Annotated in this window: 35 protein-coding genes and 1 rRNA gene; 2 read left to right on the top strand and 34 right to left on the bottom strand. The window is 47.9% G+C overall.

All coding sequences use genetic code 11. The features are described 5' to 3' along the window. Positions 1–85: ribosomal RNA gene (locus BM058_RS14515) — 16S ribosomal RNA — on the bottom strand; the annotation flags it as partial. Between the two features lie 446 nt (positions 86–531). On the opposite strand from BM058_RS14515, the gene BM058_RS14510 reads away from it, so the two are divergent. Next, on the top strand, positions 532–1,299 hold the full coding sequence (locus tag BM058_RS14510) for a polysaccharide deacetylase family protein (protein ID WP_090927798.1): 768 nt from the start codon (positions 532–534) through the stop codon (positions 1,297–1,299). A gap of 44 nt (positions 1,300–1,343) precedes the next feature. Here BM058_RS14510 and BM058_RS14505 read toward each other — a convergent pair whose 3' ends face one another. Then, positions 1,344–1,955 carry a KinB-signaling pathway activation protein gene (locus tag BM058_RS14505; protein WP_090927796.1) on the bottom strand — a complete coding sequence of 204 codons (612 nt, stop codon included), beginning with the start codon at positions 1,953–1,955 and terminating at the stop codon, positions 1,344–1,346. A 163-nt stretch (positions 1,956–2,118) separates the two neighbouring features. Here BM058_RS14505 and gerD point away from each other — a divergent pair, with 163 nt between their 5' ends. Further along, complete coding sequence (gene gerD, locus BM058_RS14500) at positions 2,119–2,721, top strand: spore germination lipoprotein GerD (protein WP_090927793.1); 603 nt, start codon at positions 2,119–2,121, stop codon at positions 2,719–2,721. A 172-nt stretch (positions 2,722–2,893) separates the two neighbouring features. Here gerD and BM058_RS14495 read toward each other — a convergent pair whose 3' ends face one another. From BM058_RS14495 to rplP, 32 genes are all read right to left on the bottom strand, one after another. After that, positions 2,894–3,952 (bottom strand): Mrp/NBP35 family ATP-binding protein, encoded by a 1,059-nt coding sequence (locus tag BM058_RS14495; protein WP_090927791.1) that lies wholly within the window; start codon positions 3,950–3,952, stop codon positions 2,894–2,896. Positions 3,953–4,032: 80 nt separating this feature from the next. Further along, positions 4,033–4,749, bottom strand: a complete 717-nt coding sequence (gene cwlD, locus BM058_RS14490; protein WP_090927789.1) for an N-acetylmuramoyl-L-alanine amidase CwlD — start codon at positions 4,747–4,749, stop codon at positions 4,033–4,035. A gap of 74 nt (positions 4,750–4,823) precedes the next feature. After that, positions 4,824–5,270 carry a DUF2521 family protein gene (locus BM058_RS14485; protein ID WP_090927785.1) on the bottom strand — a complete coding sequence of 149 codons (447 nt, stop codon included), beginning with the start codon at positions 5,268–5,270 and terminating at the stop codon, positions 4,824–4,826. A 517-nt stretch (positions 5,271–5,787) separates the two neighbouring features. Continuing rightward, positions 5,788–6,180: a 30S ribosomal protein S9 gene (gene rpsI, locus BM058_RS14480; protein ID WP_090927783.1), complete on the bottom strand. Its 393-nt coding sequence runs from the start codon at positions 6,178–6,180 to the stop codon at positions 5,788–5,790. Between the two features lie 21 nt (positions 6,181–6,201). Continuing rightward, a complete protein-coding gene (gene rplM, locus BM058_RS14475; RefSeq protein ID WP_090927781.1) occupies positions 6,202–6,639 on the bottom strand; it encodes a 50S ribosomal protein L13 in 438 nt (145 codons plus the stop codon). A 177-nt stretch (positions 6,640–6,816) separates the two neighbouring features. After that, a complete protein-coding gene (gene truA / locus BM058_RS14470) occupies positions 6,817–7,557 on the bottom strand; it encodes a tRNA pseudouridine(38-40) synthase TruA (protein WP_090927779.1) in 741 nt (246 codons plus the stop codon). Between the two features lie 12 nt (positions 7,558–7,569). Continuing rightward, on the bottom strand, positions 7,570–8,367 hold the full coding sequence (locus BM058_RS14465; RefSeq protein WP_090927777.1) for an energy-coupling factor transporter transmembrane component T family protein: 798 nt from the start codon (positions 8,365–8,367) through the stop codon (positions 7,570–7,572). After that, positions 8,360–9,232 carry an energy-coupling factor transporter ATPase gene (locus BM058_RS14460; RefSeq protein WP_090927775.1) on the bottom strand — a complete coding sequence of 291 codons (873 nt, stop codon included), beginning with the start codon at positions 9,230–9,232 and terminating at the stop codon, positions 8,360–8,362. Before BM058_RS14460 ends, BM058_RS14465 begins: the two co-directional genes overlap by 8 nt. Next, a complete protein-coding gene (locus BM058_RS14455) occupies positions 9,229–10,038 on the bottom strand; it encodes an energy-coupling factor transporter ATPase (protein WP_090927773.1) in 810 nt (269 codons plus the stop codon). The genes BM058_RS14460 and BM058_RS14455 overlap by 4 nt, the downstream gene beginning before the upstream one ends. 214 nt (positions 10,039–10,252) lie before the next feature. Further along, positions 10,253–10,618, bottom strand: a complete 366-nt coding sequence (gene rplQ, locus BM058_RS14450) for a 50S ribosomal protein L17 (protein ID WP_090927771.1) — start codon at positions 10,616–10,618, stop codon at positions 10,253–10,255. Between the two features lie 43 nt (positions 10,619–10,661). Beyond that, on the bottom strand, positions 10,662–11,606 hold the full coding sequence (locus tag BM058_RS14445) for a DNA-directed RNA polymerase subunit alpha (RefSeq protein ID WP_090927770.1): 945 nt from the start codon (positions 11,604–11,606) through the stop codon (positions 10,662–10,664). 182 nt (positions 11,607–11,788) lie between these two features. Continuing rightward, positions 11,789–12,181, bottom strand: coding sequence for a 30S ribosomal protein S11 (gene rpsK, locus BM058_RS14440; protein WP_090927768.1), 393 nt, complete (start codon positions 12,179–12,181; stop codon positions 11,789–11,791). A 24-nt stretch (positions 12,182–12,205) separates the two neighbouring features. Then, the gene (gene rpsM, locus BM058_RS14435) at positions 12,206–12,574 is read right to left on the bottom strand and encodes a 30S ribosomal protein S13 (RefSeq protein WP_090927766.1); all 369 of its coding nucleotides are present in this window, start codon (positions 12,572–12,574) and stop codon (positions 12,206–12,208) included. A gap of 20 nt (positions 12,575–12,594) precedes the next feature. Beyond that, the gene (gene rpmJ / locus BM058_RS14430; protein WP_026702374.1) at positions 12,595–12,708 is read right to left on the bottom strand and encodes a 50S ribosomal protein L36; all 114 of its coding nucleotides are present in this window, start codon (positions 12,706–12,708) and stop codon (positions 12,595–12,597) included. A gap of 88 nt (positions 12,709–12,796) precedes the next feature. Continuing rightward, positions 12,797–13,015 carry a translation initiation factor IF-1 gene (gene infA / locus BM058_RS14425; protein ID WP_022794490.1) on the bottom strand — a complete coding sequence of 73 codons (219 nt, stop codon included), beginning with the start codon at positions 13,013–13,015 and terminating at the stop codon, positions 12,797–12,799. 3 nt (positions 13,016–13,018) lie between these two features. Beyond that, complete coding sequence (locus BM058_RS14420; RefSeq protein WP_090927764.1) at positions 13,019–13,324, bottom strand: KOW domain-containing RNA-binding protein; 306 nt, start codon at positions 13,322–13,324, stop codon at positions 13,019–13,021. A gap of 19 nt (positions 13,325–13,343) precedes the next feature. Continuing rightward, complete coding sequence (gene map / locus BM058_RS14415; protein ID WP_090927762.1) at positions 13,344–14,090, bottom strand: type I methionyl aminopeptidase; 747 nt, start codon at positions 14,088–14,090, stop codon at positions 13,344–13,346. Beyond that, on the bottom strand, positions 14,087–14,740 hold the full coding sequence (locus tag BM058_RS14410; protein ID WP_090927760.1) for an adenylate kinase: 654 nt from the start codon (positions 14,738–14,740) through the stop codon (positions 14,087–14,089). Before BM058_RS14410 ends, map begins: the two co-directional genes overlap by 4 nt. A gap of 75 nt (positions 14,741–14,815) precedes the next feature. Then, the gene (gene secY / locus BM058_RS14405) at positions 14,816–16,105 is read right to left on the bottom strand and encodes a preprotein translocase subunit SecY (RefSeq protein WP_090927757.1); all 1,290 of its coding nucleotides are present in this window, start codon (positions 16,103–16,105) and stop codon (positions 14,816–14,818) included. Further along, positions 16,105–16,545, bottom strand: coding sequence for a 50S ribosomal protein L15 (gene rplO / locus BM058_RS14400; RefSeq protein WP_090927755.1), 441 nt, complete (start codon positions 16,543–16,545; stop codon positions 16,105–16,107). Before rplO ends, secY begins: the two co-directional genes overlap by 1 nt. A 31-nt stretch (positions 16,546–16,576) precedes the next feature. Further along, the gene (gene rpmD, locus BM058_RS14395; RefSeq protein WP_090927753.1) at positions 16,577–16,765 is read right to left on the bottom strand and encodes a 50S ribosomal protein L30; all 189 of its coding nucleotides are present in this window, start codon (positions 16,763–16,765) and stop codon (positions 16,577–16,579) included. Between the two features lie 13 nt (positions 16,766–16,778). Continuing rightward, a complete protein-coding gene (gene rpsE, locus BM058_RS14390) occupies positions 16,779–17,276 on the bottom strand; it encodes a 30S ribosomal protein S5 (RefSeq protein WP_090927752.1) in 498 nt (165 codons plus the stop codon). Positions 17,277–17,295: 19 nt separating this feature from the next. Further along, positions 17,296–17,658 carry a 50S ribosomal protein L18 gene (gene rplR / locus BM058_RS14385; protein WP_090927751.1) on the bottom strand — a complete coding sequence of 121 codons (363 nt, stop codon included), beginning with the start codon at positions 17,656–17,658 and terminating at the stop codon, positions 17,296–17,298. A gap of 36 nt (positions 17,659–17,694) precedes the next feature. Continuing rightward, entirely contained in the window at positions 17,695–18,231 is a 537-nt protein-coding gene (rplF, locus tag BM058_RS14380; protein ID WP_090927750.1) for a 50S ribosomal protein L6, read from the bottom strand. 31 nt (positions 18,232–18,262) lie between these two features. Continuing rightward, entirely contained in the window at positions 18,263–18,661 is a 399-nt protein-coding gene (gene rpsH / locus BM058_RS14375) for a 30S ribosomal protein S8 (RefSeq protein ID WP_090927749.1), read from the bottom strand. A gap of 29 nt (positions 18,662–18,690) precedes the next feature. Further along, positions 18,691–18,876 carry a type Z 30S ribosomal protein S14 gene (locus BM058_RS14370; RefSeq protein ID WP_090927748.1) on the bottom strand — a complete coding sequence of 62 codons (186 nt, stop codon included), beginning with the start codon at positions 18,874–18,876 and terminating at the stop codon, positions 18,691–18,693. Between the two features lie 29 nt (positions 18,877–18,905). Continuing rightward, positions 18,906–19,445 (bottom strand): 50S ribosomal protein L5, encoded by a 540-nt coding sequence (gene rplE / locus BM058_RS14365; RefSeq protein WP_090927747.1) that lies wholly within the window; start codon positions 19,443–19,445, stop codon positions 18,906–18,908. Positions 19,446–19,471: 26 nt separating this feature from the next. Next, positions 19,472–19,798 carry a 50S ribosomal protein L24 gene (gene rplX, locus BM058_RS14360; RefSeq protein ID WP_090927746.1) on the bottom strand — a complete coding sequence of 109 codons (327 nt, stop codon included), beginning with the start codon at positions 19,796–19,798 and terminating at the stop codon, positions 19,472–19,474. 36 nt (positions 19,799–19,834) lie between these two features. Continuing rightward, a complete protein-coding gene (rplN, locus tag BM058_RS14355; protein WP_090927745.1) occupies positions 19,835–20,203 on the bottom strand; it encodes a 50S ribosomal protein L14 in 369 nt (122 codons plus the stop codon). 34 nt (positions 20,204–20,237) lie between these two features. Further along, the gene (gene rpsQ / locus BM058_RS14350) at positions 20,238–20,501 is read right to left on the bottom strand and encodes a 30S ribosomal protein S17 (protein WP_090927744.1); all 264 of its coding nucleotides are present in this window, start codon (positions 20,499–20,501) and stop codon (positions 20,238–20,240) included. A gap of 25 nt (positions 20,502–20,526) precedes the next feature. Further along, on the bottom strand, positions 20,527–20,730 hold the full coding sequence (gene rpmC / locus BM058_RS14345) for a 50S ribosomal protein L29 (protein WP_090927743.1): 204 nt from the start codon (positions 20,728–20,730) through the stop codon (positions 20,527–20,529). Next, entirely contained in the window at positions 20,720–21,154 is a 435-nt protein-coding gene (gene rplP, locus BM058_RS14340; RefSeq protein WP_090927742.1) for a 50S ribosomal protein L16, read from the bottom strand. Before rplP ends, rpmC begins: the two co-directional genes overlap by 11 nt.

Raw genomic sequence — 21,154 nt, 5'->3', positions numbered from 1 at the left:
TTTCCGTCCGCTTCCCGCGCTCGACTTGCATGTATTAGGCACGCCGCCAGCGTTCGTCCTGAGCCAGGATCAAACTCTCCATTAAAAAAGTTTGATGCTGTGCTTGTGTTTCTTATCTGTATGGTCCGTAGACCATTTGAATTGACAGACGCTTGACTTTCATTCAATTTTCAAAGGGCAGATGTCACCGCCGCTTAATTAGCGACTTATTCATAATATCACTCAACGAAAATAAAGTCAACAACAAAATGTGAATGTTCGTTGAAATGTCCGCCTCTCTCGATGGCGCATTTAATAATTTAACACGCAGGCAGGGTACGGTCAATCCTTTTCTACAAAAAACTTAATTTATCCTTCATTTTTTTCATCATCCCTCCCTAAGTTACTATCAAGAGGCTTCGTTACGCTGCCCTGAGGTATGCCGTTCCTTTTCGTGTATAAGAATAATGTTTCAACGGTCCGCTCCGTCATATCTTGTCCTATAAGGAATATAGTTAGGACAGGACTACCTGAGGAAAGGAGACGAACGCGTTGCCCAGAAAAGTTTGGATTCTCAGCAGCCGTCGCATGCGTATGTACATTCTGACAGCTATCGCCTTATTCATTGTAATCGGAGGGGCCTGGATGAACCGTTCCGTTCTTCCTGTTTTCTCGACGGAAGAAGGACCTTCTGCTTTTTACCGGGCTGACATTGATGAGAAAAAAACCGCCTTAACATTCAATATCAGCTGGGGAGAAGACCGGGCCGTCCCCATTCTTGATATATTAAAAGAAAAGGAAGTCGAAGCAGCGTTCTTTGTTTCCGGAGCATGGGCGGAACGTCATCCCGACATCATGGAACGGATGATGGAAGATGGTCATACAATCGGCAGTCATGGCTACAGATATGACCATTATCCGAACATGGACGAAGAGGCAATCGTAAGGGATTTGAATTTGAGTCATAAAAAAATCAATGATGTCACCGGTATCGATGTGGAGTATTTCCGTCCACCGCACGGCGATTTCACTCCTTCTGTTCTGGAAACAATCACTAAATCCGGATACACTACCGTACATTGGAGTGTAGGAGGGGACGACTGGGAAAATCCCGGAGTGAAACAAATCGTATCTGATGTAACAGGCGCACTGCAGCCGGGTGACGTTATTTTGCTTAACGCTTCCGATTCTGCCAGACAGACAGGCGAAGCGCTGCCTGTAATTATTGAGGATCTCCGTGAAAAAGGATATACTTTTTCCTCGCTTGATGAGCTTATTTCCCAGGCGGAGACAGACGTAGAGGAGCTGGCTGCACCGTAAACTCTCCGGCGCCCCCGCCTGCTCCTGATCAAACGTTTGTTTAATCAGGAGGCATTCTTCCGGCCGTCGCCTGTCAAACGGTGCAAAAGAAGCAGCTGCCATGTGTTGGCGGCAAGGAGCGGGGTGACATAAATCCAGAGCCATTTCGTATCATTCACAACATCAACCGTTAACGCAGGAACCCACTCAATTGTCGTCACCACAAACATAAAAAACAGAGCTGGTACAAAGGTTTCTTTATTCGTCTCCCGCCGCTTCCAAAACGCAACCACTGCGCTGTACGCCAGAAGCAGCAGAGGCATCACCATAAAACCGGCAAGTGTTTCCCCTGGTTCGGCAAATGAAATATACCGCAGATAAACCAGATCAAACAGGACGAAGAGAACAAGTACCACCTGGATGCGGTTCCAAAGTGTTACGGATTTAAATAATCCCAAGGCAAGCCGCTGCAATGTAAGGTAGGCAAAGTACCCCATCTGTGCAACCAGACTAATCGCAGCACTCACCCCGAACATCCAAAGCAGACCAAAAAAGAAATTAAGAAAACCACCGCCGAAGTATGTATCCGTATCAAGCAGCACTCCGATAACAGCACCACTCGATGCCCCGATCAGCAGAGTGGAAAAAAACAAATAAACAAGCTTTCGTGTATTCAACGCTATCGCGCTCCTCTTTATGAATGAATCATTTCCGTACTGATTTTACCAATCAATCCGGCAAAAAGCTACACAGCCTCTGTTATATGCATAATTTTTTCATATCTGAGGCATGTTAATCAAAACACCACCGCATTCATGTCATGGAAAGGAGCGTGGATTCATGCCGACCCTGCTGAAAAAAATCACGTTGTCTTTATTTTTCTTCTTATTATTGACCGGCTGTGCTCAAGCCGCCGAAGATCAGGGGAGTCCTAAATACGAAGAAACAAAAAAAATGCTCGTTGATTTGCTGAAGTCTGATGAAGGCAAACAAGCAATAAGCGACATCATGAGTGACGAAAAGATGCGCGAAAAAATCGTCATGGACCAGGAGATTCTCAAAAAAACAGTGGAAGATACGTTGACCGCTGAGAAAGGAAAATCCTTCTGGCAGGAAATGCTGAAAGATCCGAAGTTCTCCAAAACCTTTGCCGACAGCATGCAGAAAAATAATGAAAAGATGCTGAAAAACTTAATGAAAGATCCGGAATATCAGCAGATGATGATGGATGTGATGAAAGATCCGGAGATGGAAAAAGCAACATTGGAATTGATGAAAGGGAAAGAGTACCGGCAGCAGGTTATGACGATTATGAGTGAAGCGATGGAAAGTCCGCGTTTTAAAACGAAAATAACCAAAATTCTTGATAAAGTAGCGGAAAAGCAGATGAGCAAGGAAGGCGGCCAAAGTGGTGGTTCTTCTTCCAGCGGCGGAGGCAGTTAAGAACCATGTGTGTCCTTGTTTTAAAAAGGGGCTGTATCAAAAGCCGTTAAACGTTAAGGCATCCGCTGCAGGCGGACGCTTACCGCTGGCGTCGCCGCCTTCCGCTTCTGCCTGAGGTGAATTTTCTATATTACAGAAAAGGAGCTGTACCTTTTGATACAGCTCCTTTTCCTTACTTGCCGATCTTTTCCATGATACGGCTTGTGATATCGTTGTATATTTCTCCGATTGGATGGTCGGATTCATACACGGATGGAGCGAAGTCTTCTTTTTCCATATCCGGCTGGCCGAGCGGGATCCGGCCGAACATTTCTGTTTTCAGCTCTTCTGTCAGACGATCGCCGCCGCCCTGACCAAAAATGTACTCCAGCTCCCCGGTTTTTTTGCTTTCAAAGTAGGCCATGTTTTCAATCACACCGAGAATCTGATGGTTTGTCTTGATCGCCATGGCTCCGGCACGGGCTGCGACAAAAGCAGCAGTTGCGTGCGGCGTTGTCACAACAAGTTCCTTACATTCAGGCAGCATCGTGTGCACATCGAGTGCCACGTCTCCTGTTCCTGGAGGCAGGTCGAGAATCAGGTAGTCAAGATCTCCCCACTCGACCTCATTGAAAAAGTTATTCAGCATTTTACCGAGCATTGGTCCTCTCCAGACGACAGGGGCGTTATCTTCCACGAAAAAGCCCATGGAAATCACTTTGACACCAAAGCGTTCCACCGGATAAATCGTTTCTCCCTGCACGGTTGGACGGTCTTCAATGCCCATCATATCCGGTACACTGAAACCGTAGATATCTGCATCAATAATGCCGACTCTCTTTCCGGCTTTAGCAAGGGATGTTGCGATATTGACGGAGACTGTCGATTTGCCTACCCCGCCTTTCCCGCTTGTCACCGCAATAAACTCGACCGGGTTGTTCTCTGAGAGAAGGGAAGGTTTTCCTTCTTCTTCTTCGTCTTCGGCTCCGCCCATTTCTCTTACTTCTTCATCTGACAACGTATCAAAACGCAGGCCGACTGATTCAGCGCCTGCTTCTTTTACTATCTGTACAATGTTCTGCTGCACCTGCATCTGCTCGGCTGTTCCGGTCTTGGCAAGCGCAATCTTAAGACTGACGTTGTCTTCTTTTATTTTTATCTCCCGGACTCCTCCGGTTTCCACGATGCTTTTATGAAGATCCGGATCCTGGATTTTCTCGAGAGCCTCGCGGATTTGTTCTTCGGTTAACAAATCGGACACCTTCCTTTACAGCGCTGTATGCTTCTCCTACAGCATACCGTTTTTACGGCATCTTTTTCAAACGTTTGCAACTACAGAGCTTCTGGTTCTTCCCCTCCGTAGTACCGAAGAATTCCGCGGTAAATAGAAACCGCGATTTTATTTTGATGTTCTTTTTTCCCAAGAAGCCGCCCTTCCTCGGGATGAGACAGAAAGCCAGCCTCCACGAGTGCTCCTGGTATATCCGCCTGATTCAATAGAAAAATTTCCCTTATTCCTTTCGTCTCCCGGGTTGTCCGCTCCAGCACCTCTCTCATCTCTGTTTGAATGAGCCTGGCCAATGTCTCATTTTCCGGAACACTCGGCTGATAAAACGTCTGCGCTCCACTCCAACGGGTGGAAGGAACAGCATTCAAGTGCAGGCTGAGAAATAAATCTCCCCCGCTTTCGTTCACAATATCGAGGCGTTTATGGAGATCTTCCGTTTTACGACGGCTGTATCCTTTTACATCGCTGCCGGCTAAATCGTAGTCCCCTTCACGTGTCATCAATACAAGAGCCCCTGCTTCCTGCAGATAATCACGCAGCATAAAGCTTATGGAAAGCGCTACATCCTTTTCCAGGATCTCCTCCCCCCGGGTGGAGGCGCCGCCGTCCACCCCGCCGTGTCCCGGATCCAGAATAATCACTTTTCCTGATAATGGTGTGTTCCACGAAGTCACTGTCTGCGGCATCATCCAGCTCTGTATAAGCCAGCCCGACGCTGCTAATACTATGAACAGAATGGCAATACCAAGCCATTTTTTCATAAAACGCCCGCTCCTTTATCGATAACCCAGCTTGTTTTATTTATATGAGGGGGCGGGTCATTTATTACACAACATCATCGCTTTCGAAAATCCGTGGACTGCTTTCTTACGCCGGTTTCAAGACCTCGTTTCCACCAATACATAATAAAGGAGTCGACCGCTTCTTTCATCTCTTTATAATAACAGCCCGGGTCGTCTTCCACCCAGCACTGCATAAATTCATACAGTTCTTCGGCAATCCCGCCGGCTGCCGCGCCAGCCTGCAGCTGAAACGTGAAAGGCAGTGCCCGGTTTTCCACATACCGACTGAATTTTCCCCCGGATAAAAAAGCTTCCAAAGCAAGATCCATGCAGGCTTCCTCCAGAAAGGAATACGGAAACTCAAACCGGTGGAACACCGGCGTAAAAACTTTTTCCGCCGTTGCTTTCACTTCCCGCACATCAAGATCCTGCAGGAGGCGCTTTTCTTCCTTCCATTCCTTTTGGATACGGTGCGGCTCCAGTGATATGACAATCCCCATCTGACCTCCCCCTTCACGTCATAGTATGTGATGGATCGGCGCTGCCATACTAACGGTATATGCCAGTTCTGCACCAAGGCGTTCAGCAGGCCCACAGCCGTTACAGGTGACCGGGTTTTCGATTTTTAGGTGCGCTTCGCTTTTTTGGGTGGATGGACACTAAGTGCCCGAAGATTAAACGTAGTGTGCGTAAAAACTGTTTTTATGGACACTGGAAAGCCGGTTCGGGCGGTTAATGGCTCCGACACATCTGCCGTAAGCCACTATTTCACATCTTAAGTACCGTAGTGTCCATCAAACAGTATTCCGCGGGCAGTGTGCTTCCTTTCCAGGCTGCTAATGGCCGCAGCGGTTCATCCACCTGCTGAATGAGGGAGCAAACGGTCGATAAGGCGGCAGCCCCCTGAAAAACCAAAGCGCATCCCTGCTCTTTTCTGCTTTGTCCTTCACAAAATAAAAAGCCCTCTCTGCTCCAACAAGGAACAAAGAGGGCTGCACCCAATGTATAAAGGGAATTTTAACGCTTCGAGAACTGCGGAGAACGGCGTGCGGATTTGAGACCGTACTTTTTCCGTTCTTTCATTCTGGAATCGCGGGTCAGATAACCAGCGTCTTTCAGCGTTTTACGGAAATCAGGATCTACGTCCAGCAGAGCGCGGGAAAGACCGTGGCGGATTGCGCCGGCCTGACCAGTAAAGCCGCCGCCGTCGACGTTGACTTTCAGGTCATACTGTCCTTCTGTGCCTGTTTCTGCGAGCGGCTGCTTCACAACAAGCTTCAGCGTTTCCAGGTCAAAATACTCGTCAATGCTTCTGTCATTAATGGTAATATTTCCGTCGCCTGGTTCAACAAAAACACGGGCTACGGAATTTTTACGGCGTCCGGTGCCGTAATATTGAACTTGTGCCAAGTGAATACCCTCCCTTTTGTTTTATCCGCGAAGTTCGTACTTCTCCGGTTGTTGTGCTTCGTGTTTATGATCCGAGCCGGCGTAGACGTGAAGCTTCTTCGCCTGCTGACGGCCGAGAGATCCTTTTGGAAGCATCCCTTTTACAGCCAGTTCCAGCATACGCTCCGGTTTGTTCTGGCGCATATCCATCGCACGGGTCTGTTTCAGTCCGCCCGGATACTGGCTGTGACTGTAGTAATACTTGTCCTCAAGCTTGCTTCCGGTGAGCTTAATACCCGATGCATTAATCAAAATGATGTTATCACCTGTGTCAATATGCGGGGTATACTGCGGCTTATGCTTGCCGCGGAGAAGTGACGCTACTTCACTGGCAAGACGGCCGAGTGTTTCGCCTTCCGCGTCAATCACGTACCACTTTCGTTCTACTTCACCAGGCTTTGCCATGTAAGTTGTACGCATTGTTTTCCCTCCTGATCCTGTATCATGTACGTTTCGTTTATTTGGTTGCACTCATCTTCATCGTTTTCATTTCCGATCCCGGGGCTAGTGGGATTTGAAATGCCAAACTATATCATATAATATCGACATGCTTATGTCAATGCCTGCAACGCACGGATTCGTTGTTTGTATATTATTTCACTCATAACGGACTTCCAACAGGTATAAGGCATGGCCCGGCGCCGTGTTTCCGGCGGATTCCCGCTGCTTCGCTTCTATCACAGCCGGCATATCCTCCGGCCGGCGCAGCCCTTTTCCGACTTCAAGCAGCGTACCTGTCATAATTCGTACCATGTTATACAAAAAGCCGCTTCCACGGAAGGTAAAAAGAAGTTCATCTCCGCGTTCTTCCACACCCACCTCATGCACCGTGCGGACCATATCTGTCACATCGGTACGGGAGGAACAGAAGGAAGAAAAGTCGTGGGTGCCGGTAAGGTGCGGGGCGGCCCGTTTAATATCCTCCACACTGATTGGATAAGGATAAAAATAAACATAATGACGTCTGAAAATATCTCTTTCTTTCGTGAGGTGAACCCGGTACCGGTACGTTTTTTCAAGTGCATCAAAACGGGCGTGAAAAGAAGAATCCACAAAGGCTGCCTCCGTCACCTGGACGTCCGCTGCGAGCAGCTGGTTCAGAGCTTTCGGCCATTTTTCTTCCGGAACGGCAAGTGTCGTATCAAAATGGATCACCTGGCCGAGCGCATGGACCGAAGAATCCGTTCTCCCGGAAGACACCACCGGCACATGCTCTCCTTTATGAATCTTTGTGAGCACCCGTTCCATCTCCAGCTGCACCGTCCGCTTACCGGGCTGCACCTGCCATCCTGAAAAGTGTGTTCCGTCATAACGGACAACTGCTTTTACTCTCTGCATGAGTATCTCTCCTTATTTTCCGAACACAATCAAGAAGACACCCAGCGCTGCTGTAAACAAACAGGCCGTCGTGTCACGCCAGCCCCATACCAGCTGCCTGAGCTTCGTACGGCCTGCTCCACTGTTATAGCCTCTTGCCTCCATTGCAAGCGCCAGATCTTCTGCACGCTTAAAGGCCCGCATAAAGAGCGGCACGAGAAGCGCTGTAAAAGCCTGTGCGCGCTTTTTTAACGATCCATGGTGAAATGACGCTCCTCTGGACATCTGGGCCTTCACGATCTTCTCCGTTTCCTGCAGGAGGGTCGGAATAAATCGTATGGCAATAGACATCATCATGGCAATGTCCCGTGCCGGTACGCCAAAACGCTGAAACGGGCGGAACAACTGCTCCAGTGCATCAGTTAAATCAATCGGACTGGTCGTCAGCGTCAAAAGCGACGTGATAAACACAAGCATAAGCAGCCGCAGAGCGATAAACAGGCCTTCTTCCACTCCGCCGCTGTATAAAGTGAAACCCCAGACACTTATCCATGCCTCCCCTTCACGGGTAAACAGGGCGTGCAGTAAAAATGTAAACAACACTAAGAGAAAGACCGGAAACATCCCCTTGCGCATGTAACGCAGCGACACTCCGGAAATGATAAACGCTGCGGCCGCGGTACTGCCGAGCGTTCCATATGCAAACCAGGAGTCCACCATGAAAACCGTGCATACAAACAGAAATACGGTCACCAGCTTCGCACGTGCATCCATCCGGTGTAAAAAAGAATGACCGGGAAGGTACTGGCCGACAACAACATGCTCAAACATCCGTCTTCCTCCCCGGCTGATGCCTGCTCATTTCTTCGACCGCTTCTTCCGGGGAAAGAGAAAGCGAAGAGAACGTTATGCCGGTTTGTGCTTCAATTCGCTGCAATACCTTCGTCCGTTCCGGAAGATCAAGATCCAGTTCTCTGAGCTCTGCCTCTCTCTTATAGATCTCTTCGGGGCTTCCTTCCATGCATATCATTCCGTTCTCTATTACGAGTACATTGTCCGCCAGTACAGCTGCCTCTTCCATTTGATGCGTGATCATGATAATTGTCGTCCCGTTCTTTTGATGCCAGTTCTCAAAGAGACGCATCATGTTTTGCTGTCCCTCGGGATCCAGTCCGGCAGTCGGTTCGTCCAAAATCAAGAGAGACGGTTTCATCGCAAGAACACCGGCGATGGCCGTCCGGCGCATCTGTCCGCCGCTTAGATCAAATGGAGAACGAGGCAGGAGCGAATCATCCAGCCCTACTTTTTCTAGAAGATCCGGCAGTATCTGCTGCACCTCTTCCCTTGAATATCCCAAATTAAGCGGGCCGAACATGATATCCTTTTCAACCGTTTCCTCAAAAAGTTGATGTTCCGGGTATTGAAATACCATACCGACTTGTTTTCGCAGAGCCGTTATTTCTTTTCGCTTCATTTTCGGATGGATGCGGTGTCCACCAACCTCCGCCTGACCTGTAGTCGGTTTTAAAAGACCATTCAGGTGCTGGACAAGCGTAGATTTACCGGATCCTGTCCGCCCGATGACAGCTGTAACGGAACCATCCGGCACATCAAAGGAAATGTCCCGTAAGGCATGGGTTTCAAGTGGGGTTTTCGGCATATATATATGGTTTAGATGCTCTGCCGATACGTTCATTCCACCGCCTCCCGGATGGCCTGGAGCCAAAACGGATCCAGGTTTTCGGCCTGCCGTGCCTGCTTCAAAAGAGCGAATGAATAAGGGAGCGGCATATTCAGTTCCTCCAGCAGATCCAAATGCTGCATGATATCGGACGTACGACAATCATGCAGCAGTCGCCCTTCTTCCATATACCAGACTCTGTCCGCCTCCATGGCTTCATGCAGACTGTGTGTAATGGACAGCACGGTCATGCCCTCTTCTTTATGAAGGTGCCGGACCGTCTCCATGACCGCCTTCTTTCCGGCTGGATCGAGCATGGAAGATGCCTCATCCAGAATCATAATATCCGGGTTAAGAGCCAGCACCCCTGCAATGGCCGCGCGTTGTTTTTGACCGCCGGACAGGCGGTGCGGTTCCGTATCAAGAAGGTGGTGGACTCCTGTCTGTTCCGCCACTTTCTGGATCCGGCGCTTCATCTCGGCTCTTGCCACGCCGGCATTTTCCATTCCAAATGCTATGTCATCCCGCACAGTTGGTGCTACAAATTGATGATCCGGGTTCTGAAAAACCATACCAACCCTGCGGCGTATGCCGGATAGGACAGCATCATCTTTCGTAGATGCTCCGTGAACGTTCACTTCGCCTTTTGATGGAAGAAGAAGTCCGTTACACAGACGGGCCAGCGTAGACTTCCCGGATCCATTTGGACCGATGACAGCTGTCCACTCTCCGTCTTTCACCTCGGCATCAACATCCACCAGTGCCGGCATATCTGTTTCGTTATAGTGATACATCACCTGTTTAAATTGAATCGCCGCCATGTTTACCCCTCGCTGCTCTCATTATCGCTCTTAAAATGTTAACACATTTATGATGAAAGGTTAACAATAAAGCGGAATTTCCAGCTGAAGGCGGGCACAGACGTCTTCAAAAGAAATAAAAAAAGGGCACAGACGTCTCCCTGTATCAGGTAGTCCTGCCCTTGCAACCCTATTTATACGCTTTTTCACGAAAAGAAAGCATAAACGCGTACGTTTATACAAATTCAATAATCGCCAACTCAGCTGAATCGCCGCGACGAGGGCCTACTTTCAGAACTCTCGTATAACCGCCCTGGCGCTCTTCATAGCGCGGAGCAACATCATCGAATAGTTTCTGAATGGCATCCTGGCTGTTTTCTTCATCTGCCGATTCTTTACGGATAACCTGAGCTGCCTGACGGCGCGCATGCAGATCACCACGTTTTCCGAGTGTTACCATTTTCTCAGCAATGGGACGCAGTTCTTTTGCTTTTGCTTCCGTCGTTTCAATACGCTCATTGATGATGAGGTCTGTGACCAGATCACGGAACAATGCTTTACGTGCGGAACTGTCGCGTCCTAATTTTTGATATGCAGACATGTATATTTCCCTCCTTTTTCCGGGACACTAAGGTTACACTGGATTAGTCTTCATTGCGAAGACCGAGTCCAAGTTCTCCCAGTTTCTCCTGTACTTCTTCAAGCGACTTGCGTCCGAGATTACGAACCTTCATCATATCCTCTTCAGACTTCTGCGTCAGCTCCTGTACGGTATTAATACCGGCGCGTTTCAGGCAGTTATAGGAACGAACCGAAAGATCCAGCTCTTCGATCGTCATTTCCAGAACCTTTTCTTTTTGATCTTCTTCCTTCTCTACCATAATTTCCGCATTTTGAGCCTGATCCGTCAGCCCGATAAAGATATTTAGATGTTCATTCATAATTTTAGCGGCGAGCGAAATAGCTTCTTCCGGACGGATACTTCCATCTGTCCATACATCCAAGGTCAATTTATCATAATTGGTGATTTGTCCAACACGTGTGTTTTCCACCTGGTAATTGACACGGTCCACCGGAGTATAAATGGAATCAACCGGAAGTACACCAATCGGCAGGTCATCGCTGTTATTACCTTCCGCCGGCACATAACCACGGCCGCGCTGTGCGGTCATACGCATATGAAAGTTGGCACCTTTGGTCAGCGTTGCGATGTGCAGGTCCGTGTTAAGGACATCGACATCACTATCATGGGTGATATCTTTGGCGGTGACGACACCTTCGCCCTGCGCGTCAATCTCCAATACTTTCTCTTCATCGGAGTATATCTTCAGAGCCAGCTTCTTCAAGTTCAGGACAATCGTAGTTACGTCCTCGACAACACCTTCGATGGTGGAGAATTCATGAAGAACGCCGTCAATCTGAACCGTAGTGACAGCAGACCCTGGAAGGGAGGATAAAAGGATTCGACGCAAGGAGTTTCCCAATGTAGTACCATAACCGCGTTCGAGCGGATCTACGACAAATTTGCCGTATTTGGTATCCTCGCTTACTTCAACCGTCTCGATATTAGGCTTTTCGATTTCGATCATTCTGGTATATACCCTCCTTCAAAACGTCCACACCCAAGAGCTGTAATTCAGCATCCCGGGATGTTGCAATAGGCAGTTCCCGACAATATGACACACCTTTTTCGTCAATAATAAGCAGGAGTTCCGTTTTCAAAGCCTTACCCATTATTGACATTTCAGGGAAAACTAATACCTCTCTCGGGTTACACTCTACGACGTTTCGGTGGACGGCAGCCATTATGAGGGACCGGAGTCACATCGCGGATGATGCTCACCTCAAGACCAGTTGCCTGCAGGGAACGGATTGCCGCTTCACGGCCGGCTCCCGGACCTTTCACCGCAACTTCAACGGATTTGAGACCGTGTTCCATGCCGGTTTTTGCAGCTGACTCTGCAGCCATTTGAGCCGCAAAAGGAGTGGATTTACGGGACCCTTTGAATCCAAGAGCTCCTGCACTTGCCCACGACAGTGCATTTCCCTGTGTATCCGTGATGGTAACAATCGTATTGTTAAACGTGGAACGGATATGGGCGACCCCGGACTCTATATTTTTACGCTGACGGCGTTTACGGGTGTTTGTTCTGGTTTTAGCCATAATACATGTACCTCCTTTACTTGTTTATTTCCGTTTGTTCGCTACCGTACGGCGCGGACCTTTACGGGTACGGGAATTGTTCTTCGTTTTCTGTCCTCTTGCCGGAAGTCCTCTACGGTGACGGATACCTCGGTAGCTTCCGATTTCAATAAGACGCTTGATGTTCAGGGAATGATTCCGGCGGAGATCCCCTTCCACCAGATAGTTGTCGTCGACAATGGAACGGACACGGCCCAGTTCTTCTTCGGTCAGATCGCGGACACGGGTACTTGCATCAATACCGGCTTCCTCTACAATCTGCTGACCAAGGGACTTTCCGATACCGTATACGTAAGTTAGTGAAATGGGAAGTCTTTTATCACGTGGAATATCAACACCTGCGATACGTGCCATTTACGCTGCACCTCCTTTTCTTAGCCTTGTTTTTGTTTGTGTTTCGGGTTGGAGCAGATCACCATGACCGTACCTTTACGGCGAATGACCTTGCATTTTTCACAAATTGGTTTGACTGATGGTCTCACCTTCATGTTTGTTTACCTCCTTAACTGTGCGGAGTACATGCGAGAGCATACACAATTACAGATCTGTTATCCAGGCTGCACAGTCCGTCAGCATTTATTTATAGCGGTACGTAATCCGTCCACGGGACAAATCGTACGGCGAAATTTCAACAGTTACCTTATCTCCGGGAAGGATACGGATAAAGTGCATCCGAATTTTACCGGAAACGTGAGCGAGAATCTTGTGCCCATTCTCCAGTTCCACCCGGAACATTGCGTTTGGAAGCGGCTCAACTACGGTCCCTTCCATTTCAATAACGTCATCTTTGGCCATGCATTACTCTCCTTCCTTCAGCAATTGCGGCTGTTCCTGCGCACTGCTTAAAGCAAACCTTAATTTTGCATTGGTAACACGCCCGGTTTCCTCAATACTTCGTTTGACTTCATTGGAAACATGCGGAGTAACCTCCACATGGCTTATATTTTTCTTCTTAGCCCGGTCGAATTTGCGTTTTTCCCCATCTGCCAGAAGCAGAAAACGCTCACTCACCACTCCAATGACAACCGCGTAGTTGCCGGTCTCCCGACCCTGTACAATACGGACGATCCGACCGACCCCGGGCGGCGATTCAGCATCATTCATCCTCGCATCACCTTTAACATCAGGCTTTTGTTAAAATCTCAAAACCTGTATTGGTTATTGCAATGGTATGCTCAAAATGAGCACAGTTTCTGCCATCGGTTGTTACAACTGTCCAGTTATCCGAAAGTGTATGAACGTAACGCTCACCTGCGTTAACCATTGGTTCTACGGCCAACACCATCCCGGGTTTCAGGCGCGGGCCTTTCCCCGGCGGACCAAAATGAGGAATCTGAGGATCTTCATGCAGATCCTGGCCGACACCGTGTCCGACATACTCCCGTACAATCGAAAACCCGTGTGGTTCCACATACGTTTGTACTGCATTGGAGATATTGGAAAGACGTTCTTTCGGCTGTGCTTCGTTCAACCCTTTAAAAAGAGAAGCCTCGGTCACATCAAGCAGACGCTGGTCTTCTGCCGAAATATCTCCAACCGGATACGTCCAGGCAGAATCTCCGTGGTATCCATTGTAATCTGCTCCGATGTCAATGGAGATGATATCGCCGTCTTTGAGCTTGCGGCTGCCCGGAATTCCATGTACCAATTCTTCGTTTACAGAGACGCATATGCTGCCGGAGAAGCCTCCATAGCCTTTAAATGACGGAACTGCTCCGTGGTTACGGATAAATGCATCGGCAATGTCATTCAGCTGCTGGGTCGTAATGCCCGGCTGAATATGCCTGCGCATTTCTTCATGGGTCAGCGCGACAATTTTACCCGCTTCCCGCATTATACCGAGTTCTCGATCGGTTTTACAAATAATCATGCATGAAGTCCTTTCAATAGTTCTTCAATGTCCTGAAATACTTTGTCAATGTCCTGATCTCCATCGATATTGCGAAGGTAACCTTTTTCGTTATAGAAATCAATCAAAGGCTGCTGCTGTTCAATATTTACGTCAAGTCTTTTACGTACGGTTTCCGGCTTATCATCATCTCTTTGGATGAGCTCGCTTCCGTCCACATCGCAGATGCCTTCCTGCTGCGGCGGATTAAATTCAATATGGTACGTTCTTCCGCTGGTCGGTGAGACCCGGCGCCCTGTTAATCTTTTTTCCAGTTTGTCCTTTTCCACTTCAACGTTAAGAACATAGTCTAAAGATGTGTTCAAATCTGAAAGAATACCTTCCAGTGCTTCTGCCTGCGCGACGGTCCGCGGAAAACCATCCAGTAGAAATCCTTCACTGCAGTCAGGTTGCCCGAGTCTTTCCCGGACAATACCAACCGTTACTTCATCCGGTACGAGTTCACCGGCATCCATATACGATTTTGCCTGTTTACCGAGTTCCGTTTCATTTTTGATAGCAGCGCGAAACATATCTCCGGTGGAAATATGAGGGATGCCGTGTTTTTCTACAATATTTTCGGCTTGCGTGCCTTTACCGGCACCGGGCAGCCCCATTAATATCAAATTCATGATATCTCCTCCAACGTTTCCGATTTCAGCCGGGGAAAAAACGCTGCAGGACAGCTTCCTTTCCCTCACCTATCTTTATTTAATAAACCCTTTATAGCTTCTTTGTATAAGCTGGCTTTCGATTTGTTTCATCGTATCAAGCGCCACGCCTACAACGATAAGCAGTCCGGTGCCGCCGATCTGAATCGACTGCGGCAGACCAAGCTGCGCAATGAAAAAAACAGGGATAATCGCAACAACGGCCAGAAACAAAGCACCGACAAATGTCAGCCGGTATAAAACCCGGCGGATGTAAGTTTCTGTTGTTTTACCCGGTCGGATACCTGGGATGTATCCTCCCTGCTTTTTCAGATTATCTGCCATCTGTTCGGGGTTAACCTGAACAAATGTGTAAAAGTACGTGAAACCGATGATCAAAGCCGCATAAACAACCATTCCAACAGGCTGTGTGTAATCGAAGTTCTGGATAACCCACTGCGCAGCAGCATTATCCTCTCCGACAAACCCGGCTACAGTTGGAGGGAATATAAATAAGGATAGAGCAAAAATCACCGGAATAACGCCGGCCGAGTTCACTTTTAATGGAAGATGGGTCGACTGCCCGCCAGCCTGACTCCGCCCTACCAGACGCTTTGCGTACTGAATCGGGACTTTCCGCAGAGCCTGCTGAACATAAATGACGCCCACGATAATGGCAAGGACCCCGATAGCCAGGAAAAGCACCGTGACAATACCGGTGAAAAGCCGGTCGGCATCCTGTATCTGGGTGGCATACAGCTGGTTTATTCCACTTGGAATACCGGCAGCAATACCTGCAAAGATTAAAATCGAAATCCCGTTACCGACACCTTTGGCTGTAATCTGTTCACCAAGCCACATAAGAAAAGTGGTTCCAGCCGTCATAACAATAGCAATAAAAATATACTTCGGAATGCTCGGATCAGGAATTAAGCCTGAAAAGATGTTGTTAAACCCTATCGACATTCCAAGACCCTGCAAAAAAGCAAGTATGACAGTGAAATACCGCGTGAACTGGGCCATCTTCTTCCGTCCGGCTTCACCCTGTTTCGCCCATTCTGTAAATTTCGGCACAACGTCCATCCTTAAAAGCTGGACGACAATGGATGCCGTGATATAGGGCATAACACCCATGGCAAAAATCGAGAATTGAGACAGCGCGCCGCCCCCGAACGTATTCAGAAAGCCGAACGCGTTCGCTTGGTCCGCAAAATTCAACACATCATTGTTAGATCCCGGTACCGGAATGAAACTCCCGATCCGGAAAATAACTAACATGGTGAGTGTGAAGAGAATTTTGTTTCGCAGATCTTTCACGCGAAAAATATTGGAAATTCCGCGGAACATTAGATCACCTCTGTTTTTCCGCCTGCCGCTTCAATTGCTTTTGCTGCGGAAGCAGAGAACTTGTTTGCCTTAACAGTGAGTTCTTTATCAACACTGCCGTTACCAAGAATCTTAATGCCGCTTCCGGCGTTTTTGACAACGCCTGTTTCAATAAGCAGTTCCGGCGTGACTTCCGTCCCCGTATCAAAACGGTTGAGCTTTTCTACATTTACAATGGCGAACTCTTTGCGTGTTGGATTAGTAAAACCACGCTTTGGCAGACGTTTGTAAATGGGGTTTTGACCACCCTCAAAGCCTGGACGGACACCACCGCCGCTGCGGGAATTCTGACCGTGTTCTCCACGTCCGGCCGTATTACCTTTACCGGAACTTTGTCCACGTCCCACACGCTTGCGGGCTGTGTTTGGACCGTGAGACGGCTTCAACTCATGCAGTTTCATGATGACACCTCCCTATCACAGAAATCTTACGTTACGCGTTCCGTTCTTTTACCGTCAATAAATGAGATACTTTATTAATCATACCGCGGATTGCAGAATTATCTTCTTTCACAACGGAATGATTAACTTTGCGGAGACCCAGCGCCTCTACAGTATCACGCTGTTCCTGTGGTCTTCCGATTAAGCTGCGGCTGAGGGTGATTTCCACTTTATTGGCCATATTCTTTCCCTCCTTATCCTAACAATTCTTCAACGCTTTTACCACGTAGTCTGGCAACCTGCTCTGCTGATTTAAGTTCAGTCAGACCTGTAATTGTAGCGCGTATCATGTTAATTGGGTTGTTGGAACCGAGAGATTTAGAAAGAATATCCTGCACACCTGCAAGTTCAAGTACAGCGCGGACCGGTCCGCCTGCAATGATTCCGGTACCTTCGGAGGCCGGCTTCAACAGAACATTCCCGGCGCCGAAATGGCCGACAATCTGGTGTGGAATGGTTGTTCCGCTGATCGGAACCTGAACCAGATTCTTTTTGCCGTTATCTACAGCTTTACGAATCGCTTCCGGTACTTCAACGGCTTTACCCATGCCGAATCCAACGTGTCCGTTACGGTCACCTACAACGACAATAGCTGCGAAACGAAAGCGGCGGCCGCCTTTCACAACTTTAGCTACACGATTTATCGCTACAACTCTTTCTTCAACATCAAGTTTACTGGCATCAATCTGCATGTGTTTCCCTCCCATCATTTTAGAAATGTAGTCCGTTTTCGCGTGCTGCATCAGCCAAAGCCTGCACACGTCCGTGATAAACAAAACCGCCACGGTCAAATACAACGGTCTCGTAACCTTTTTCAGATGCGCGTTTAGCTACAACTTCACCAATTTTGCTTGCTGCTTCTTTGTTGCCGCCGTTCTCGACATCCATACCATTTTCCATCGTCGAAGCAGATGTGAGGGTAACCCCTTTTTCATCATCAATAAGCTGTGCATAGATGTGCTTGGAAGAACGGAATACGTTTAAACGCGGACGCTCACTTGTGCCTTTAATTTTCTGCCGGATACTGGCGTGGCGTCTTTTCCGGTTTGCATACTTTTTGGATTTTGTTGTCATGCTGCGTTCCTCCTTTCGTGACGATTAGCGGAAACGTTACTTACCAGTCTTACCTACTTTTTGACGGACATGTTCGTTTTCATAACGGATGCCTTTACCTTTGTAAGGCTCTGGAAGTCTTACAGAACGAATGTTGGAAGCCGTGGCTCCGACACGTTCCTTGTCAATTCCTCTAACCACTATTTTGGTATTCGATGGTACTTCCAGTTCGATTCCTTCTTCCGGTGCCACTTCAACCGGATGGGAATAGCCGACGTTCAATACCACTTTTTCCCCGGATTTGCTTGCGCGGTAACCGACACCGACAAGTTCCAAGTTTTTTTCGAATCCGTTTTTGACACCTTCCACCATGTTGTTCACAATACTGCGGGTTGTGCCATGAAGAGAGCGGTGCTGCTTATTATTACTTGGACGTTCGAATGTGATCTCTTCTTCACCGACGTTTACTTTAATTTCAGGATGAAGGTTACGGGTCAATTCCCCTTTTGGTCCTTTTACCGTGATTGTGTTACCCTCCAACGCTGCCGTAACATCACTTGTGAGCTCAATAGGTTTTACACCAATACGTGACATTCAATACACCTCCGTTCTGACTCAGTTTTCATTACCAAACGTAAGCAAGTACTTCGCCGCCGATTTGTTTTTTCCTTGCTTCTTTATCGCTCATTACACCGTAGGACGTTGAAATAACTGCAATTCCCAGTCCGCCGAGAACACGAGGGAGCTCCTCTGCTTTGGCGTAAACGCGGAGTCCGGGTTTACTGATTCGTTTCAGTCCTGTAATAACACGTTCATTTTCCGCACCGTATTTCAAAAAGATACGGATAAGTCCCTGTTTATTGTCTTCTACAGACTCCACATCGCGGACAAAGCCTTCCTGCTTGAGGATATTGGCAACTTCACTTTTCAGATTCGATGCCGGAAGTTCAAGCTTCTCGTGGCGGACCGTGTTCGCATTCCGGATGCGGGTCAGCATATCTGCTATTGGATCAGTCATGACCATATCGATTTACCTCCTTCCCTGTCTCGGGCTTACCAGCTGGCTTTTTTAACGCCTGGAATTTGTCCTTTATAGGCTAACTCGCGGAAACAAATCCGGCAGAGTTTAAATTTACGCATAACGGAGTGAGGACGTCCGCAACGCTCGCAACGCGTATATTCGCGCACTTTGAACTTTTGAGGACGTTGCTGTTTGGCGACCATCGATTTTTTTGCCAAGGTCCATTTACCTCCTTTACATGTTCAATTTATTTTTTAAACGGCATGCCCATCTGGTCGAGCAGCTCATAAGCTTCTTCGTCCGTCTCGGCTGATGTTACGATGACAATATCCATGCCTCGTACTTTATCTATTTTATCGTATTCGATTTCCGGGAAAATTAACTGCTCTTTCACACCAAGCGTGAAATTGCCGCGGCCGTCAAAGGCTTTGTTCGAAACACCGCGGAAGTCACGGACACGCGGAAGGGAAACGTTAATCAGCTTTTCCAGGAACTCATACATTCTTGGTCCACGGAGAGTAACTTTGGTACCGATCGGCATACCCTGACGTACCTTAAATCCTGCAATGGATCTCTTTGCTTTGGTGATAAGTGGTTTTTGACCACTGATAAGTGAAAGTTCTTCCACTGCTTTATCAAGGGCTTTCGGATTCTGCACTGCATCGCCGATTCCCATGTTAATTACGATCTTTTCGACCTTTGGCACTCCCATTACGGAAGAGTATTCGTATTTATTGTGCAGATGAGGCACAATGTCGTTTTTGAATTTTTCTCTGAGCGCGTTCATTAAAGGGACCTCCTTTCCTCAACGACTTACTTATCAAGGGCTTCGCCGGATTTTTTGGCGATACGGATTTTTTTGCCGTCTTCTATTTTAAATCCGACTCTTGTCGGTTCATTCGTGCTTGGATCCAGCGGCATCACATTGGAGACATGAATCGGTGCTTCCTGATTGGATATGCCGCCCTGGGGATTTTCCTGAGAAGGCTTTTCGTGTTTTTTAACAACATTTACACCCTCAACCAGTACACGGGACTGGCTTGGAAATGCCTTCAAGATGACGCCTTCTCTGCCTTTATCTTTTCCTGTGATGACTTTGACTTTATCGCCTGTTTTCACATGGAGTTTCGGTTGACTCATGATCGCACCTCCTTCATCGGGCCATACTGGCTTTTATTAAAGAACTTCCGGGGCGAGGGAAACAATCTTCATATATTGAGAACTGCGCAGTTCCCGTGCTACTGGTCCGAAAATACGTGTTCCACGGGGACTTTTGTCGTCCCGGACAATAACGGCTGCATTTTCACCGAAACGGATATAAGACCCATCCGGACGGCGCGCACCACTTTTCGAACGTACAATGACAGCACGAACCACTTCATTTTTCTTGACAACGCCACCTGGTGTTGCCTGCTTCACAGAACATACAATCATGTCACCGATATTGGCTGTTTTGCGTCCTGAGCCGCCCAGTACTTTAATGGTTTTGATTTCGCGGGCACCGGAGTTATCAGCAACTTTCAGCATGGTTTCTTCTTGAATCATAGACGTTTAACCTCCCTTCTTCACAAAAGATTGTTTAGATAATAACGGATTCCTCAACAACTTCTACAAGACGGAAGCGTTTATCTTTAGAAAGCGGGCGGGTTTCCATGATTTTAACAATGTCTCCATGCTTTGCTGCATTGTCCTCATCATGCGCCTTAAATTTCTTTGAATCTTTAACACGCTTGCCGTAAAGGGAATCTTTTTTATACGTTTCGACGTAGACCGAAATTGTTTTGTCCATTTTGTCGGAAACAACACGGCCGGTATAGACTTTCCGCTGGTTACGTTCAGCCATTTTATGCCAAACCTCCCCTCTTGTTTTATGCTTTGTTCAGACCGAGCTCACGTTCACGCAGCACTGTTTTAGCGCGTGCGATATCCTTGCGGACATTGCGAAGGCGGGCAGGATTTTCAAGTTGTCCGGTTGCCAGCTGAAATCTGAGATTAAAGAGCTCTTCTTTCAGGGTCTGTGTCTGTTCTTCTATTTCTGTTGAGGTCAAGTCTCTGAATTGATTAGCTTTCATTTGCCTCACCACCCACTTCTTCACGTTTTACAAACTTCGTTTTCACTGGAAGTTTGTGAGACGCAAGTCTAAGTGCTTCCCGGGCAACTTCTTCGGAAACACCTGCGATTTCAAACATAATTTTTCCTGGCTTTACTACAGCCACCCAGCCTTCAGGAGAACCTTTACCGGAACCCATCCGTACTTCAAGCGGCTTTTGAGTGTAAGGCTTATCCGGAAAGATCTTAATCCAGACTTTACCTCCACGCTTCATATAACGGGTCATCGCAATACGGGCTGCTTCAATCTGACGGTTGGAAACCCACGCCGGATCCAGTGCCTGCAGACCGAATTCACCAAAAGAAACTTCTGTCCCGCCTTTTGCACGGCCTTTCGTTCTTCCGCGGTGTTCGCGGCGGAACTTCACGCGTTTTGGCATTAACAT

The organism is Salibacterium qingdaonense (assembly GCF_900114715.1).
Lineage (GTDB): Bacteria > Bacillota > Bacilli > Bacillales > Marinococcaceae > Salibacterium > Salibacterium qingdaonense.
This window is presented reverse-complemented; position numbering and strand designations above follow the sequence as displayed.